This window comes from Alteriqipengyuania triglochinis (assembly GCF_054655655.1).
Map to the genome: position 1 here is coordinate 264546 of NZ_BAAHNC010000003.1, position 15932 is coordinate 280477.

A 15932-nucleotide genomic window follows, 5' to 3' on the forward strand; every position below is an offset into this window, starting at 1 on the left:
GCAGCGGTGCTCGATCAGCACGCCGAAGCCAGCGCTTCGGCACTCATTCGAGCGACGTAAGGGTTGTCTCCACGCGTTGCGCGCTCGAACACGGCGCTGCGTTCCGCCGGCGAAGGCTGGGTGGAGGCGAAAGCGACGAGCGCTCGGTGGCGAATGCGGTCGCACGGATGCGCGTGCGCGAAATTCTCCAACATATCCCGTCCGTCGGCGCTGCCGAGGCTGGCGCATAGGTCCAGCAAGGCTTCAACCGGCGTGTTTGTCAGGATCGACTCGATCGACCGGCGCTCAAGATCGAACTGGTACTGGTCGCGATAGGGTAGCGAGGCCGACTGCTCGAGGATGTTGATCGATACGGACAAGGCCTCGGGCGGCAGTTGCGAATGCACATCGCGGTGAGCGCGGTAGAGCATCGTCTTGCCCGGATGCAGCTGCGAGCGTTCCACGAACCGAAGCGCCACCTGCTCTCCGGGCACGCCGAGCACGCTGTCGTAATCGTACTCGTAATAGTCGCTGATATATCCTGGGCCGGAATATCCGACGGTCAGGAAGGAGAAATTATGATCGTGTGGCACGTCGTAGAAAAATGCTGCCGATCCGTTGTTCTCCACCACCGCATCGTCAAGCGCGGGCCAGAAATTGGCGCGGATCGCATAGCGTTCGCCGCGGTGAAGCATGAAAACTTGCGGGCCGTACTGGTTGCCCGACGACTGGCCGGTGCAATTGCGCTCAAGCTCCGCGACCACCAGGTCGGCAAGGAAGTGCTCGTTTTCCGCTAGCTGGCGCAGGCTTTGGCCAAAAGAGGCAAAGCACTCCTCATCTCGGGGATCGAAATCGCCTTCGTCGAGTCTCGAAACAAGCTCTTCGAGAGTGATTGCAGTGCTGGCGCTGGTATCGATCAGACGTGGCACGGTGCTTCCCCTTTTGCGGTAGCGTTGTCGAGGTGGAAGATGATTTCCGACGCGGTCTCCCGGATGTCCGGATGCGGATCGGCACGCGACATGCGGCGCAGTTGCGGCATCGCTCCGGTGGGATCGACCAGCAGCCATTCGCGCACGGCGTGCCAGCGCACAAAGAAGCGCTCATCTTCCGCAAACCGGGCGAGGATCGCATAATCGCATGCGCGCGCCCTCGTGCGCAGGAAGGTGAGAAGCATCTGCGTCCGGGAGGAGCCGTCATCGGTGCTCGATGCGGCAATCGGGATATGCGCGTCGGGGTCGTACTCCACCAGAAGCGCTGCGCGTCCGGCGAAGATCTCGGCCTGGATGACCAGGATTGGGCCCGATGCCTGGCTAATCGAGTACGTCTCGTAGCGCCCATCCATTCTGAGTGTGGCGCCATCCTTTAGTCGGCGTTCACCCACGATCCTGCAGCGGGCCGGACCGTCGATTGTAAATTCGTCATCCGCCCGCGGTGCCTGCCAGAGCGAGAGCACCGCGTCGCCCGCGCGGATGAAGCGTTGCACGGAGACCGTGCCGGGAAAGACGATGGAGCGCGGGCCCTCTGCCTGTTTGCGTGCCAGAAGCTGCTCGTGAGGCAGGACGGTCAGCGAAAGGCGTACCAGCGGGTGCGCCATCAATTGTGCTCCTGCCCGTCCGGTGCTGCCGAAATTGACGAGCGGCAACACCGCGAGAGGATCGTTGCATACGGCCTGCGTGAGTGCACCGATCCACTTCTCGACCCATGTCGTATCTGCCTCGAGCAGATCGCGTACGATCAATTCGATCTCGGCTGACTGGTGACTCTGCAGCCCGTCAAGCTTCGCCCGGAGACGCGCAATCTGGGGCAGAGCTGCCGCAGACAGTTCGGCATGGGTCTGTTGCAATTCCGAACGGCCGGTCTGACGATCGAGCGCTTCAAGCGCGATCAGCAAGTCGCGAGAAGCGATCATGATTTCCGCCCCCCGCCATGCAGGATGTTCCAACACGATGCAGATGGCTTAGCTAACAACAAGATCGTCACTCCTTCCCCAAGAAGTCGCGGGACAAACTTCATCGTTTCCAGAAGCGGCTCCCCACCGCTCTGGCTGATCGGATGTAATCCCGAAGCTTGGTTCCCAGTTGAACAGTGAGCTTAGTCACCCCTCGACGGGAACTCTGTCGCAATTTCTGAAATTTTTCCGAATTGCTCGTTCCCCCGCCTGCCGATCGAGCGTCTCCTGTCGGCAGCGTTGGCCGGGAAAGGCCGCAAAAACAGGGCCCTCCTTGTAATCCCAAGGGCAACATGTAACGTGGGGAAACTGTTGGGCGGCGGAATCGAAAACTGCTTGAGTCTCAGGTCGCAAAATTGTCCGGAGCATAATTTTGCCCGATAAGGCCCAGCCGGCTTTCGACTCCGTTGTGGCCGAATACAATGGTTTGATCCTGCGTATCGCCAGCAGCTACGAAGCCAATCCCGCCCTTCGCGAAGACCTCGTGCAGGAAATCCTGCTGGCTGTCTGGCGCGCCTTGCCCTCGTTCAAAGGCGAGGCGAAGCTGAAGACATTCATTACCAGCATCGCGCAGAAGCGGGCGATCTCTCACAGCGCAAAATATGCGCGCCAAAAGTTTCACGGCGAGCCCAGCGCGGATATTGCCGACGATACGAAATTGCCCGACGAAGTCGCAGTCGAGGTTGACGAGAAAAAGCGCTTGCTTGATGCTGTGCGGTCATTAAGCGCAGCTCAGCGTGAGCCTGTTATGCTTATGCTCGAGGGAATGAACTTCGTCGAAATCGGTGAAGTCCTTGGAATCTCGGCAAATGCCGCGACACTTCGGTGCCAACGCGCGAAGGCAGCATTATACGAGGAATTGAATGCAGCCCGATGACTTCAACGACCTGCAAGCGCTCTGGCAGACCGCCGATCCGGTGGTCGAGCAGCGCGTGGAAGTGATGTCGCGCCGCGTCCTCCGAAGCCAACGCCTGCTCGAATTGGCAGAAATCGTGCTTGGCGCAGGGCTCCTCTTGCTCGTGATGATTACCGCGCTGAATGTGGGCAGTGCAATGGCGGTCTCAATCGGCCTCGGGATCTCGTTGCTGATCATATATTCAGCCTGGAGCCGGTTTCGCTCGCGACGGTTCGAGGCCCTGATCGATGTCAGGGGGCAGCATGCCTATCTGGTGCAGCTGCTGATCAGTGCGCGGGTTCGTTTGCGGCGGTTGGCCGTAGGTCTTGCTCTGTTCGTCCCGGGCCTCGTTTTGGGCAATCTTTTTTCCGCCGCGACGGGCATTTCGGATGAGCAACTCCGCGAATTTCTGCATGTATCCGTGCCTGGCGGGCCGATCGTCGGTGTTTCAGCCATGCTGGCGACCATAATCGTACCGATTGTGATTCTGGTTCGTGAAATCATCCGCCAGCGTGCGAGGATCAAGCAGCTCGAAATTGCGATCGACGGCTTCGAGACGGACCTGGATCAGGACCTTTTCCAGGCCGGATAGCAAAAGCTGCAAGGTCGTTTTTCTGCGCCTTTTCAGGCGGATCCCAAAAAAAACGAAAAAGTGCGACAGAGTTCTCGCTGCGGTGGGACTATTGCTTTCGACTGCCTGATGCGGTCGCAGGCCAAACGCCGATAATTCACAGTAACTGCAGCGGGGGAGAAGAACAGTTCTCTGCTGTTACTCGAATATCGGAACGCCTGTTTCGGGATCAATCACTAATGGGAGTGTGACAATGAAGAACGAAATCAGCGCCATCGTCCAGGACAAGAAACTCCGTACCGCAGTCGGTTTTTGCGGAACTGTCAAACGGCAGGAAGTCGCCGGGCCGGCCTGCCTCGGCGTGCTGATCGGCATCGTTTCGGGCTGAATGGGAAGAGGCGGACCGCAAGCAATCCTGCTTGCGGTCCGGCGCCTTCGCCGATTCTCCACTCGAAAGGCCATCGAAATGAAAGACAAGACCGAAATCCAGCAAGAATCCGCAACGCCTACTATCAAAGGCGCGCTGCGCAGAGTGATAACGGCCGCAAGACCGCCGCGCGCGATGATTATTGCAGGCGTGATCATTTCGCTCTTGCCGATCGCCGCTACGCTGGCGATGCCAATCCTGGTTCAGCAGCTGATCGCTGCCATGGGAGAGCCTGGTGGCGATGTCGCGAGTGTGCTGGGCCATCCGCTTACGCTCGGAATCGTCATTCTGCTCGCCGCAGGGGCGCTGATCGATGGCTTCGCACAATACACGCTCGCGCTCGCCGGTCTCAAGATGGGCCTCAATCTCAGGCTCAAGATGTTCGGCGACATCATCCGCCGGCCGATCAAGAGCTTCGAAAATGACGAAAGCGGCGGCCTCGTCAGCCGTCTCACCACCGACACCCAAGTCATTTCGGGCTTGCTGACAAAGCAGGTATCCGGACTGGTTTCGGGCGTACTGCTGCTGCTCGGCTCGCTAGCTATCCTGTTCTATCTGGACGCAGAGCTGACGCTCATGATTTTCGGCATTATCCTTTCCGCCTTCGTGCTGATGGCGCCCATGATCTTTGCGATGAACCGCATCACCCTGGCCGTCAACGACAGCACTGCAGCCTTCTCCGGATATGCTACGCGCATCTTCGGCAATATTGCACTGGTCAAGGCCTACACCGCTGAAGCCGCTGAAACGGACAGGATGGCCGACCGGCTCGATGCAGTTTTCCGCGAGCGCAAACGCGCCAGCATGGTCGAAGCGGCACTGGGCCCGGCCAACGGTCTAACGCTGACGATCGCGATGCTCGCGATCCTGACCTATGGCGGCTTCCGGGTTTCGGCGGGCACGCTCGAAATCGGAACCTTGACCGCTTTCATCCTCTATCTGTTCAATATTGTCGCACCACTTATCCAGCTTTCGGCGTTTTCGGTGCAATTCCAGGCGTCCAAGGGGGCTGCGAGCCGCATCGCTCCCCTGCTTGAAGGTGCCAGGTCGGTTGATCCGATGGTTGCCGCCCCCCGGGGGCCTGCCACCGCGAGTAGATCCGCCATGCGCCCTATCCCGCAGGGCAAAGCCAGCCTCGTGCTCGATCAGGTCAAATTCGGTTACGGCGCTGTCGGCGAAGAGCCGGTCATCGCGATCGACCGGCTCGAATTTGCTCCGGGCACGCAAACCGTCCTGACTGGCGAGAGCGGCTGCGGCAAATCTACCCTGTTTGGCCTGCTCGAGCGCTTCTACGAACCTTGGGAAGGCCAGATCAGCTTTGGCAATGAGCCGATTGCCGAATTCGACGTTGCGCAATGGCGCCGCAAGATCGGCTATGTTCCCCAGTCTGCATCGCTCCTTCGTGGGACCATCCGCGAGAATGTCATCTATGGTTCGGAAGGTGAAGCCAATGATGACGCTGTTCTGGCGGCGCTGGAGGCGGCCAGTTGCATGTCCTTCGTGGATGCGATGCCTGACGGGCTAGACACGAATGTCGGCGAAGCGGGAACGCTGGTCTCCGGAGGGCAGAAGCAGCGCCTGGCAATTGCCCGCCTGTTCTATCGCGATCCGAAGATCCTTCTGCTCGACGAAGCGACCGCCAATCTCGACAACGAAAACCAGGCCGCCGTGCTCGCAGTGATCGAGCGCCTGATGGACGACCGCATCACGATCATGAGCACGCATCGGGTCGAGGCGATCGGCCGTCGCGCCAATATCATCAGCCTGTCACGCACCGGCACAAAGGCAACGGTAGGGCGGGCTCCGGCTATGGAGGAGGTCGGAGTATGACCTGCACCACCGCAAGGTTCTCCCGCCTCGGCGCCGCGCTGTTGGTCGCAAGCTCCCTCGGCGCATGCGCGAGCCCAGCAATGGAACGTCCGATGGCGCCCGCTGCCATCGTGCCCGATGGCTGGTCCCAGAACGAGGGTCTCGAAAAAGAGATCGAGGTCGCCGGCTACTGGGCTCTGCTCGAGGATCCCTTGATCGAGGAGTACGTGACACAGGCGCTGGCCAGGAACCGGGAAATCGCAACCGCCCGCGCCAGAGTGTCACAGGCTCGCGCAGCTTTGAGAGGTTCGCGCGCAAGGTACAGCCCGCGCATTGCCGCCGGCGCCTCAGGAGAAAAGCAGTTCGGAGATCGGGCGAATTCGAGTGTAATCGGCGCGCTTGACTCCAACCTGTCGTGGGAACTCGACCTCTTCGGGCGGATAGGTTTCGACGTTGCAGCATCCGAAGCCGAACTGCGCGCCCAGGGTGCATCGCTCGCGGACATTCAACGTCTCATCATGGGCGCGGTTGTCCGGCAAACCATCGTTGCGCGCGGACTGGCGAGCCAGCTGGAGATCGCGCGTGGCACCCTCGAGGTTCAAGACGAGAACCTGAGGATTGCAACATTTCGGCGCGAAGCTGGGCTCGTGTCTTCGCGCGATGTCGAGCAGGCTCGCGTGCTGCGATCGCAGACGGCCGCTATCATTCCCGATCTCGAAGGGCGTCTCGCTGCGACGGCGAATGCGATTTCGGTGCTTATCGCGCAGCCACCCGGCGAGGTGCTCGACCAATTGCAGGAAGCCGTGGAGATTCCCACGCCGCCCAACGGGGTGCGCTTTGCACCTCCGGCGACCGTGTTGCGCAACCGACCCGATGTGCGCCAAGCAGAGGAACTTCTCCTGGCGGATACGGCGCGGATCGGGCTTGCGCGCGCCGAGCTTCTCCCAACCGGCAGGATCGACGGGCTGATTGGCGCAACCGGTCCCGATATCGGATCATTATTCGATCTCTTAACAGGCTCGGTCATCGGCAGCATCTCGCAACTGATCTTCGATGGTGGTCGAGCGAAGTCCGACGTGGACGGAGCGGAGGCGCGGGCCGAGGCATCGTTGGCGATCTGGGAGCAATCCATCCTGACCGCGCTCGAAGATGTCGAAACTTCGTCTTCTCTGCTGCGCACGACCGGTCGGCGTGTCGCAGATCTGGTTGCGGCACGAGAAGCCGCCACCAATGCAGCCCTGCTTGCACGCGAGGAATATCGCGCGGGCCTCATCGATTTCGAAGCCCTGCTTATCGCTGAAAACCAGTTGCTGGAGATTCGTACGACGCTGGCTCGAACGAGAGCGGATCACGCCGTCGCCTTCGTCGACCTGACGCAAGCGCTCGGCGGAGGCTGGAGCGAGGATCAACTGCAATTTGCCTTGAATGGCACCGAGACCACGGAGGATATGTAATGACTTACGAAGACGGAAAACTGATGAAGCGTCGGGAAGTCTCAGCGGACGAGATTGATCGCCTGCTCACACGTCGTCCGCGTTCCAGGTGGTTGCGGTGGAAGATTATCGTTCCGGCAGCGATCGCGCTTGGGGTTGTGGTCCTGGCCGTATCAGGCAGTGCCAATGATGGCGCCGAGCGCTTCATTTCCGAGCCCGTCCGCCAAGGCAGCCTCGATCTCATGGTGAGCGCGACCGGCGGCCTGCGTCCAACTAATCAGGTCGAAGTGGGATCGGAAGTGTCGGGCCGGATCGACAAGATTTTCGTCGATGTGAACGATCGTGTCACGCAAGGTCAGGTGCTGGCAGTGATCAACACCGATCTGCTCGATGATCAGATCAGGCAGTTCGGTGCCAACCTTCAGGCTTCGCAAGCTGCGGTCGCGCAGGCGCAGGCAACGCTGCAGGTCGGAGCCAGCCAGCTCAGTCGCCTTGAAGACGTCTATCAGCGGTCGGGCGGCAAGGTGCCCTCGCAGGTGGAGCTCGATCAGGCGCGCGCAACCGTTCAGCGCGACCGCGCTGCGCTTGCCTCGGCCCGGTCCAATGTCGCCGCGCAGGCCGCGCAGCTCTCTTCTGCACGGACAAACCGCGCGCGCGCCGTCATCCGCGCACCCGTTTCGGGTGTCGTGATCGCCCGCAAGATCGAGCCCGGGCAGACCGTGGTCGCAAGCTTTGCCACCCCAACGCTTTTCATTCTTGCGGAAGACCTTGCCCAGATGCAGCTGCGTGTCGATATCGACGAAGCTGATGTGGCCCAGGTGCAGGAAGGCCAAAAAGCCCGCTTTACGGTGGATGCTTTCCCGGGCCGCGAATTTCCCGCGACGGTCGAGCGTGTCGATATCGCCGCCTCCAACATCTCGACGGAGCAGCCCGGCAACGCGGCCGCCACGAGTGCAGCGGTGGTGACATACGAGGCTCGGCTCTCGGTCGCCAATACTGAAAACTTGCTGCGCCCCGGGATGACTGCAACGGCACGGATCGCGACCGCCAAGACCGCGAAGGGCTTGCTGGTCCCGAACAGTGCGCTCCGCTTCGATCCGGATGCTGGTGAAGTTGATACCGGCGAGGCTGTTCTGAGCGCCGATATCGGGATCAACAAGCGCGAACAACGCGCTGCGATCGGGGTCGGCAGCAAGCAGACAGTCCATGTTATCGGCGATGATGGGGAGCTCGAAATGATCGAGGTCGTCACCGGTCGCAATGACGGCCGGACCACCATGGTGCGTTCGAACCGGCTGAAGCCCGGCATGCGGGTCGCCATCACCTCCAGCAATGGAGCGCAATGATGGCGCAGCCGCTGATCGAGCTCGACGGGATCACCAAGACCTATGGCGAAGGGCCCGCCGCGTTTCAGGCGCTGAAAGGCGTGGGCCTGGCAATCGAAGAGGGAGATTTCGTAGCGATCATGGGGCCTTCGGGATCGGGAAAGTCGACCACGATGAACCTGCTTGGTTGTCTCGACGCGCCGACATCTGGCCGCTTCCGCTTTCGCAATATCGAAGTGCAGGACCTCAGCCGGGATCAGCGCTCGCTCCTGCGCAGGCATTACCTCGGCTTCGTGTTCCAGGGCTTCAACCTGCTCGCACGCACCTCCGCTTTGGAGAATGTCGAGCTGCCGCTACTCTATCGCGGTGAAGGCAAGAGCGCCCGGCGCGAGGCGGCGATGGAAGCGCTCGACCGGGTCGGCCTATCCGACTGGGCCGATCACTCACCGGGTGAGATGTCGGGGGGGCAGCAGCAGCGTGTCGCGATTGCGCGCGCCCTAGTGACCCAGCCCGAAGTGCTTCTGGCCGACGAGCCGACAGGCAATCTGGATTCTGAACGCTCGGAGGAAGTCATGCAACTTCTGACGCGACTCAATCGCGCGGGGATCACCATACTGATGGTCACGCATGAAGAAGACATGGCCCAGTATGCGCGGCGAATTGTCCACTTCCGCGATGGGCTGGTCGAGCGCTGCGAAAGGGGCCAGCTCGCCAAGGAAAAGGAATTCGCCTGATGCTTCAGATATTCGCCGCGACGTTGCAGCTCTCGATCCGTGAAATCCGCCGCCACCTCATGCGCTCGATCCTGACCACCCTCGGGATCATTATCGGTGTCGCCGCGGTCATTACCATGGTCACGGTAGGCAACGGGGTCACAGCCTCGGTCCAGAGCCAGATCAGCACGCTGGGATCAAGCAATTTCATTGTCACCCCGCTCAATAGTTCAGATCGGCCGGCACCGCCTTTTTACCAGAGCGATGTTGATGTGATCGCGCGCGATATCCCCGGTGTGGTCGAAGCGGCGGGCAGCGTGGTGGTCAGCGTAACGGCATTCCACAATGGCGCCGACTGGACCACGAGCGCGCAGGGCGCAAATAACGGGTTTCTACGCGCTCAAGGGATCGAATTGTCCGAAGGGCGTTACTTTTCGTCCGAAGAGGAAGCCAGCGGCAAGGCTGTCTGTCTGATCGGACACAAGCTCAAGGAGAACCTCTTTGTTCCGGGCGAATCTCCCCTGGGCGAGCAGATGCGTCTGGGAAATATCTCGTGCATGGTTATCGGAACCATCGCCAAGCGTTCGCAAAGCGGCGTTGGGCAGGATGTAAACAACGCCGCTATCATGCCGCTCAAGACGGTGCAGCGGCGCCTGCGCGGCCATGATGCGCTCGATTATTTCGTCGTGGCCTACGACGAATCCTTCTCGCGCGAAGCGATCCAGCGATCGCTTGTCGATCTGGTACGTGAGCAGCGTCTGCTGAGCGGGGATATGGCCGACGATTTCGATATTATCGACACCAAGCTGGTGAACGACGCTATCGCGGAGGCGACCGGCGCGCTGACCGGGATGGTTGCGATTATCGCCGGGATCAGCCTGCTCGTCGGAGGCATCGGCATCATGAACATCATGCTGGTTTCGGTGACGGAGCGCACCCGCGAAATCGGTATCCGCCTCGCCATCGGAGCGCTTGCGCGCGAAGTACGGATGCAATTTCTCACCGAAGCGATCGTTCTGTGCGCGCTCGGAGGACTTATCGGTATCGGACTGGCGGTGATGTTTTCGCTGTTGCTGACTACGGCAATTGAGGTGCCCTTCGCTCTGTCGCTGCCCGTCTGCTTTGCCAGTTTCGCCTTTTCCGCGCTTATGGGCGTCGTGTTCGGCTATTATCCGGCGGCCAAGGCCAGTCGTCTCGATCCGATTGAAGCCCTGCGTTTCGAGTGACCGTTCTGGAAGAGGCCGAATGCTCATCGCGTTCAGGCAATCCAACTCCAGCTCGCAAGCCGAAAGCACTGCCAGACTTGAGCTATCGCTTCTTTCTGCTCGAACTTTCAGGTTCGGACTTGCTTCAGTGCAACAGTGGCAACCGATCGGATGACCGCCGCGGCACATTGAATCTCGCCGATAAAGTTCTATACCACAGAGTATGGAAAAGCTTGCCACGAGAGGTCGCCCCCGCGAATTCGATACCGACGTAGCGCTCGCCGAAGCGCTGCGACTGTTCTGGCAGAAGGGTTATGAAGGCACGTCGCTGAGCGACCTGACCGAAGCGATGGGGATCACCCGGCCGAGCCTCTATGCCGCGTTCGGCAACAAGGAGACGCTCTTCCGCCACGCGCTCGATCTCTACGAGAAGGACAAGCTGGCCTATATCGGCGAAGCGATGGAAGCGCCCACGGCGCGGGCCGCTGCCGAAACGCTTCTGCTGGGAGCGGTCGATGTGGCGACCGGCGGCGAATGCCGTGGCTGCATGGGCGTAATCTCGATGGTCGGCTGCCAGAGCGTGGAGCCTTCGATCCGCGATGACGTGAACGCCCGCGCCGAATCCGCAAAGCAGCTGATCGTCGATCGGATGCAGCGCGCGATCGATGCAGGGGAATTCGCCGTTCCGACCAGCGCAGAGGCGATCACGCGCTATCTCCTCGCCCTGATGCAGGGCATCTCGGTGCAGGCCCAATCCGGAGCGACCCGGAGCGAGCTGATGGAAGTTGCTGATTCTGCATTACTTTCTTGGCCGTCTAGCTGACGACTTCTTCGCATTTGCGAAAAAAATACCGAGCGGTATAGAAAATCCGCTTGACCTGAACCTCATATTACATACTTATCGGTACAGATAGCTGTGCAGCGGTGATCGCTGCGCGGTGGCTGGGTGCCTTGCGGCCCTGGTTCATCCGAATTGTGCGCGTCCTGCTTCGAAAGCCCTCGCTTTTGGAGGCGGTAGCGCTTGTCTCGACAAGGTCAGGAATACCCGATGCTCGACACCCCTCTCGACCGCTACTCCGACAGAGCCGCTCAAGAACGCCGTGCGCAGCACGATGCGGAAATTGTGCACGAGACCTCCTCGCCGGGGACGGGCGACGAAGCGCAATCGGGCGGTCTCGTGCGCCATCGGCGGCTGTGGATCGGCATCGCGCTGCTGGTTGCGGTGCTCAGCGCATGGTGGCTGCTGGGCGGCAAGCCCGCCGCACCCGCCGCTGCGGCACCGCCTGCGGTCACCGCCGCCCTTCCGCTCCAGAAAGAAATCACCGAGTGGGACGAATTTGTCGGCAGGTTCCAGGCCAGCCGCAGCGTCGAGGTCCGCCCTCAGGTCTCGGGCGAGATCACGCGCATCCATTTCACCGACGGCCAGTTCGTCCGCAAGGGCGCGCCGCTCTTCACCATCGACGCACGAACCTATCGCGCCGCGCTGGCCGAAGCGCAGGCCGAAGTGGCGCGGGCCGAGAGTGCGCTTGCGCTGTCGCGCGACAATCTGAGCCGCGCCCAGCGACTGGTCACCGACGACGCGATCGCCGCGACCGAGATCGACAGGCTGCAGGCCGAGGTGCGCAACAATGCTGCCATGCTTGCCGCGGCCAGGGCGCGGGTGAACTCGCGGGCGCTGGACGTCGGCTTCACCACCGTGCGTGCGCCAATCTCGGGGCAGATTTCGGACCGCCGGATCGACGCGGGCAATCTCGTCTCGGGCGGGGGTGGCAGTGCCGCCACGCTGCTGACCACGATCAACGCGGTCGACCCGGTCTATTTCGAATTCACCGGCTCCGAAGCGCTGTTCCTCAAGGCACGCCGCGAAGGGCTCGATAAGGGCACGCCTGTCGAGATCCGGTTGCAGGACGAGGCCGACTACCGCTGGCACGGCACGCTCGACTTCACCGATAACGGGCTCGACAGCGAATCCGGCACGATCCGGGCCCGCGCGGTCGTTCGCAATGGCGAAGGCTTCCTCGCTCCGGGCCTGTTCGGCCGGATGCGGCTGGCCACCGGCGGCACGCGGCAGGCGCTGCTGGTCCCCGATACCGCCGTCACCACCGACCAGACGCGCAAGCTGCTGCTGGTGGTGGGCAAGGACGGCACGGTCGCCACCCGCGCGGTCGAGCTCGGACCATTGGTGGGCAATCTGCGCGTGATCGAAAAGGGTCTGAAACCCACCGACCGCGTGATCATCGAGGGCACACAGATGGCCATGCCCGGGCAAAAGGTCGCTGCACAGAAGGGCCGGATTTCGGCACCCCCGGCAGAGGCGGCCACGCCGGCCGAAACGCCCGCCTCGATCCCGGCCTCCTCCGCCAGCCTCGCCAGCTAAGACGCGCCAGCGCGCAGCCTCACGCCCCCAATCCACGCCCGGAGTGCGTCCATGAACATTTCCCGCTTCTTCATCGATCGGCCGATCTTCGCCTGCGTTCTCGCGGTGCTGGTCACGCTGGTCGGCGCGATTTCCTACTTCTTCCTGCCGGTCAGCCAGTATCCCGACATCGTCCCGCCGACCGTGACCGTCACCGCGGTCTATCCCGGCGCCTCCGCCGAAACGGTGGCCGATACGGTCGCCAATCCGATCGAGCAGGAGATCAACGGCGTCGACGGGATGCTCTACCAGTCGAGCGAATCCACCGGCGACGGGCGGATGACGATCACCGTCACCTTCGCGCCGGGCACCGATCTCGACGAAGCGCAGGTGCTGGTCCAGAACCGCGTCGCCATTGCCGAGGCGCGACTGCCCGAAGAGGTCCAGCGGCTCGGCATCGTCACGCGCAAGACCACGCCCGACTTCCTGATGGTGGTCAATCTGGTGTCGCCCGACGGTTCGCTCGACCGCGAATATATCTCGAACTACGCGCAGACCCGGATCAAGGACCGGATTGCACGGCTCGAAGGCGTTGGCGACGTTCAGATGTTCGGCCAGCGCGAACTGGCGATGCGCGTCTGGATCGATCCGGGCCGCGCCGCCGCGCTCGGCCTGACGGGCAGCGATGTCGTGCGCGCGCTGAGGGCGCAGAACGTGCAGGTCGCCGCCGGTACGCTCGGCCAGCAGCCGAGCCCGGACTCCGCCTTCCAGCTCAATGTCGAGACGCAGGGGCGCTTCACCAGCCCGGACCAGTTCGGCCAAGTGGTGATCCGCACCGACGACCAGGGGCGCCAGATCCGCGTCAGCGACGTGGCGCGGGTCGAGATCGGCGCCGCCGACTACGCGACCTCGGCTTACCTCAACGACACGGATTCGGTGATCCTGCCGGTGTTCCAGAAGCCGGGCTCCAACGCGCTCGCCGCGGCCGAAGGCGTCAAGACGACGATGGACGAGCTGGCGGCCGATTTCCCGCAGGGACTTGAATACCGCATCGTCTACAACCCAACCGAATTTATCGCCGAAAGCATCGACGCCGTGCTGCATACGCTGCTGGAGGCGGTGGTGCTGGTGGTACTGGTCATCATCGTCTTCCTGCAGAAGGCCCGCGCCTCGATCATTCCCGTGCTCGCGATCCCGATCTCGCTGGTCGGCACCTTCGCCGTGCTCGCGATGCTGGGCTATTCGCTCAACAACCTCTCGCTGTTCGGGCTGGTCCTCGCGATCGGGATCGTGGTCGACGACGCGATCGTGGTGGTCGAGAATGTCGAGCGCAATCTGGAGGCAGGCTACAGCCCGCTCGAAGCCGCGCGGCGGTCGATGGACGAGGTCGGCAGCGCGCTGATCGCCATCGTGCTGGTGCTGTGCGCCGTGTTCGTGCCCACGCTGTTCATGGGTGGCCTCTCGGGCGAATTCTATAAGCAGTTCGCGGTCACGATTTCCGCAGCGACCATCATCTCGCTGTTCGTGTCGCTCACGCTCTCGCCCGCGCTGTCCGCGCTGCTGCTCAGGCCGCACGAGCACCTGCCCGATGATGCGCCGCGCTGGCGCAAGACGATCGAGCGGGCAGGCGACAAGTTCAACGCCGGGTTCGAGCGCTTCAGCGACAGCTATGCGCGGCTGACCGGGCGGCTGGTGGCGATGCCTCGGCGCATGATGCTCGCCTATGGCGTGCTGATCGGCCTCACCGGGGTCGCGCTGGCGATGACCCCCACCGGCTTCGTGCCGCAGCAGGACCAGGGATACTTCGTCTCGGTTATCCAGCTTCCTCCGGGGTCGGCGACTACGCGCACCGATGCGGTGATGAAGAAGGTCGCAGAGCGCGTGCTGCCGATCGAAGGAATTACCGGCACCGTCATGCTGTCGGGCTTCGACGGGACGACGCAGACCCAGTCCGCCAGCTCGGCTGCCGCCTACTGGGTGCTCGACGATTTCCATCACCGTGAGGGCAACGGTCAGTCGATCGACGAACTGATCGCCAAGGCGCAGGCCGCGACCGCCGATATCAACGAAGCGCGCCTGATGATCGTCAAGCCGCCCGTCATCCAGGGCATCGGTTCCGCCGGCGGCTTCCGCATGATGCTGAAGGACGATTCGGGCCAAGGCTATCGCCAGATGCAGGATGTGGCCAATGCCGTCATCGCGCAGGCCAACCAGCAGGAAGGGCTGGCCGGGGTCTATACCTTCTTCGACACCGGCACGCCGCGGGTGAAGACCGATATCGACCGCGAAAAGGCGCAGATGCTGGGCGTCGCACCGAGCGACATTTTCGACACGCTGTCGGTCTATCTGGGCAGCGCTTTCATCAACGACTTCAACCTGCTGGGGCGGACCTACCGCGTCACCGCGCAGGCGGATGCGGGCTATCGCGACGACGTCAGCGATATCGGCAATCTGTATGCCCGGTCCGGCAACGGAGCGATGGTGCCGCTGGGATCGGTTGCGACCGTGACCGACACCACCGGCCCGTACCGCGTCAGCCGTTACAACCTCGCGCCCGCAGTGGCGATCGACGGCGACACCGCGCCGACGAGCTCGACCGGACAGTCGCTGGTGACGATGGAGAAGGTCGCGGCCGAGACCGTGCCGCAGGGTTATTCGACCGAATGGACCGGCATCGCCTTCCAGCAGGCCAGCACCGGCAACACCGCGATCTACGTCTTCGGACTCGCCGTGCTGCTCGTCTTCCTGGTGCTCGCGGCGCAGTACGAAAGCCTGATCATGCCGCTGGCGATCATCCTGATCGTGCCGATGTGCCTGTTGGCGGCGATGATCGGGGTCAACCTGATGGGGATGGACAACGATGTCCTGACGCAAATCGGCCTGGTCGTGCTGATCGCACTGTCGGCCAAGAACGCGATCCTGATCGTCGAGTTCGCCCGGCAGGGCGAGGCGCTGCATGGACTGTCGCCCATCGATGCCGCCATCGAGGCTGCGCGGACCCGTCTGCGTCCAATCCTGATGACCAGCTTCGCCTTCATCCTCGGCTCGGTCCCGCTGGTGATCGCGACAGGCGCGGGTGCCGAGCTGCGTCAGGCGCTGGGCACGGCGGTGTGCTTCGGGATGCTCGGCGTGACCGGCTTCGGGCTGGTCTTCACCCCCACCTTCTACGTCGTGTGCCGCGCGCTGGGCGACCGGCTCGCATCGCTGCGCGGTTCCAGCCGCAGTGACGAGGCGAGCCTGGCGATCCAGCCGGCCGAATAGGACGAACCAC

Annotated in this window: 13 protein-coding genes; 11 read left to right on the forward strand and 2 right to left on the reverse strand. The window is 62.3% G+C overall.

All coding sequences use genetic code 11. From position 1 onward, the window contains the following. Positions 1-14: 14 nt before the first annotated feature. Entirely contained in the window at positions 15-908 is an 894-nt protein-coding gene (locus tag ACYQ0L_RS11535; RefSeq protein WP_459789361.1) for a transposase, read from the reverse strand. Continuing rightward, positions 896-1888: a hypothetical protein gene (locus ACYQ0L_RS11540; protein ID WP_459789362.1), complete on the reverse strand. Its 993-nt coding sequence runs from the start codon at positions 1886-1888 to the stop codon at positions 896-898. The genes ACYQ0L_RS11535 and ACYQ0L_RS11540 overlap by 13 nt, the downstream gene beginning before the upstream one ends. A 412-nt stretch (positions 1889-2300) precedes the next feature. Between ACYQ0L_RS11540 and ACYQ0L_RS11545 the strand changes: the two genes are divergently transcribed. From ACYQ0L_RS11545 to ACYQ0L_RS11595, 11 genes are all read left to right on the forward strand, one after another. Further along, complete coding sequence (locus tag ACYQ0L_RS11545) at positions 2301-2804, forward strand: RNA polymerase sigma factor (protein ID WP_459789363.1); 504 nt, start codon at positions 2301-2303, stop codon at positions 2802-2804. After that, positions 2791-3414 carry a hypothetical protein gene (locus tag ACYQ0L_RS11550; protein ID WP_459789364.1) on the forward strand — a complete coding sequence of 208 codons (624 nt, stop codon included), beginning with the start codon at positions 2791-2793 and terminating at the stop codon, positions 3412-3414. Before ACYQ0L_RS11545 ends, ACYQ0L_RS11550 begins: the two co-directional genes overlap by 14 nt. A 232-nt stretch (positions 3415-3646) precedes the next feature. Beyond that, positions 3647-3781 carry a hypothetical protein gene (locus tag ACYQ0L_RS11555; RefSeq protein WP_459789365.1) on the forward strand — a complete coding sequence of 45 codons (135 nt, stop codon included), beginning with the start codon at positions 3647-3649 and terminating at the stop codon, positions 3779-3781. 78 nt (positions 3782-3859) lie between these two features. Continuing rightward, the gene (locus ACYQ0L_RS11560; RefSeq protein ID WP_459789366.1) at positions 3860-5650 is read left to right on the forward strand and encodes an ABC transporter ATP-binding protein; all 1791 of its coding nucleotides are present in this window, start codon (positions 3860-3862) and stop codon (positions 5648-5650) included. Then, complete coding sequence (locus ACYQ0L_RS11565; RefSeq protein WP_459789367.1) at positions 5647-7083, forward strand: efflux transporter outer membrane subunit; 1437 nt, start codon at positions 5647-5649, stop codon at positions 7081-7083. The genes ACYQ0L_RS11560 and ACYQ0L_RS11565 overlap by 4 nt, the downstream gene beginning before the upstream one ends. Continuing rightward, the gene (locus tag ACYQ0L_RS11570) at positions 7083-8408 is read left to right on the forward strand and encodes an efflux RND transporter periplasmic adaptor subunit (RefSeq protein WP_459789368.1); all 1326 of its coding nucleotides are present in this window, start codon (positions 7083-7085) and stop codon (positions 8406-8408) included. The genes ACYQ0L_RS11565 and ACYQ0L_RS11570 overlap by 1 nt, the downstream gene beginning before the upstream one ends. After that, positions 8405-9121 carry an ABC transporter ATP-binding protein gene (locus ACYQ0L_RS11575; protein ID WP_459789369.1) on the forward strand — a complete coding sequence of 239 codons (717 nt, stop codon included), beginning with the start codon at positions 8405-8407 and terminating at the stop codon, positions 9119-9121. The genes ACYQ0L_RS11570 and ACYQ0L_RS11575 overlap by 4 nt, the downstream gene beginning before the upstream one ends. Next, entirely contained in the window at positions 9121-10326 is a 1206-nt protein-coding gene (locus tag ACYQ0L_RS11580; protein ID WP_459789370.1) for an ABC transporter permease, read from the forward strand. The genes ACYQ0L_RS11575 and ACYQ0L_RS11580 overlap by 1 nt, the downstream gene beginning before the upstream one ends. A 202-nt stretch (positions 10327-10528) precedes the next feature. Further along, positions 10529-11128, forward strand: coding sequence for a TetR/AcrR family transcriptional regulator (locus ACYQ0L_RS11585; protein ID WP_459789371.1), 600 nt, complete (start codon positions 10529-10531; stop codon positions 11126-11128). A 225-nt stretch (positions 11129-11353) separates the two neighbouring features. Beyond that, positions 11354-12682, forward strand: coding sequence for an efflux RND transporter periplasmic adaptor subunit (locus ACYQ0L_RS11590; RefSeq protein ID WP_459789372.1), 1329 nt, complete (start codon positions 11354-11356; stop codon positions 12680-12682). 51 nt (positions 12683-12733) lie between these two features. After that, positions 12734-15922, forward strand: coding sequence for an efflux RND transporter permease subunit (locus ACYQ0L_RS11595; protein WP_459789373.1), 3189 nt, complete (start codon positions 12734-12736; stop codon positions 15920-15922). Positions 15923-15932: the final 10 nt, after the last annotated feature.

Bases quoted from the DNA above. Each gene is read 5' to 3' on its own strand.
- ACYQ0L_RS11585 (WP_459789371.1), top strand. From the start codon at position 10,529: ATGGAAAAGCTTGCCACGAGAGGTCGCCCCCGCGAATTCGATACCGAC.
- ACYQ0L_RS11580 (WP_459789370.1), top strand. From the start codon at position 9,121: ATGCTTCAGATATTCGCCGCGACGTTGCAGCTCTCGATCCGTGAAATC.
- ACYQ0L_RS11595 (WP_459789373.1), top strand. From the start codon at position 12,734: ATGAACATTTCCCGCTTCTTCATCGATCGGCCGATCTTCGCCTGCGTT.
- ACYQ0L_RS11560 (WP_459789366.1), top strand. From the start codon at position 3,860: ATGAAAGACAAGACCGAAATCCAGCAAGAATCCGCAACGCCTACTATC.
- ACYQ0L_RS11540 (WP_459789362.1), bottom strand. From the start codon at position 1,888: ATGATCGCTTCTCGCGACTTGCTGATCGCGCTTGAAGCGCTCGATCGT.
- ACYQ0L_RS11575 (WP_459789369.1), top strand. From the start codon at position 8,405: ATGATGGCGCAGCCGCTGATCGAGCTCGACGGGATCACCAAGACCTAT.
- ACYQ0L_RS11565 (WP_459789367.1), top strand. From the start codon at position 5,647: ATGACCTGCACCACCGCAAGGTTCTCCCGCCTCGGCGCCGCGCTGTTG.
- ACYQ0L_RS11550 (WP_459789364.1), top strand. From the start codon at position 2,791: ATGCAGCCCGATGACTTCAACGACCTGCAAGCGCTCTGGCAGACCGCC.
- ACYQ0L_RS11555 (WP_459789365.1), top strand. From the start codon at position 3,647: ATGAAGAACGAAATCAGCGCCATCGTCCAGGACAAGAAACTCCGTACC.
- ACYQ0L_RS11590 (WP_459789372.1), top strand. From the start codon at position 11,354: ATGCTCGACACCCCTCTCGACCGCTACTCCGACAGAGCCGCTCAAGAA.
- ACYQ0L_RS11570 (WP_459789368.1), top strand. From the start codon at position 7,083: ATGACTTACGAAGACGGAAAACTGATGAAGCGTCGGGAAGTCTCAGCG.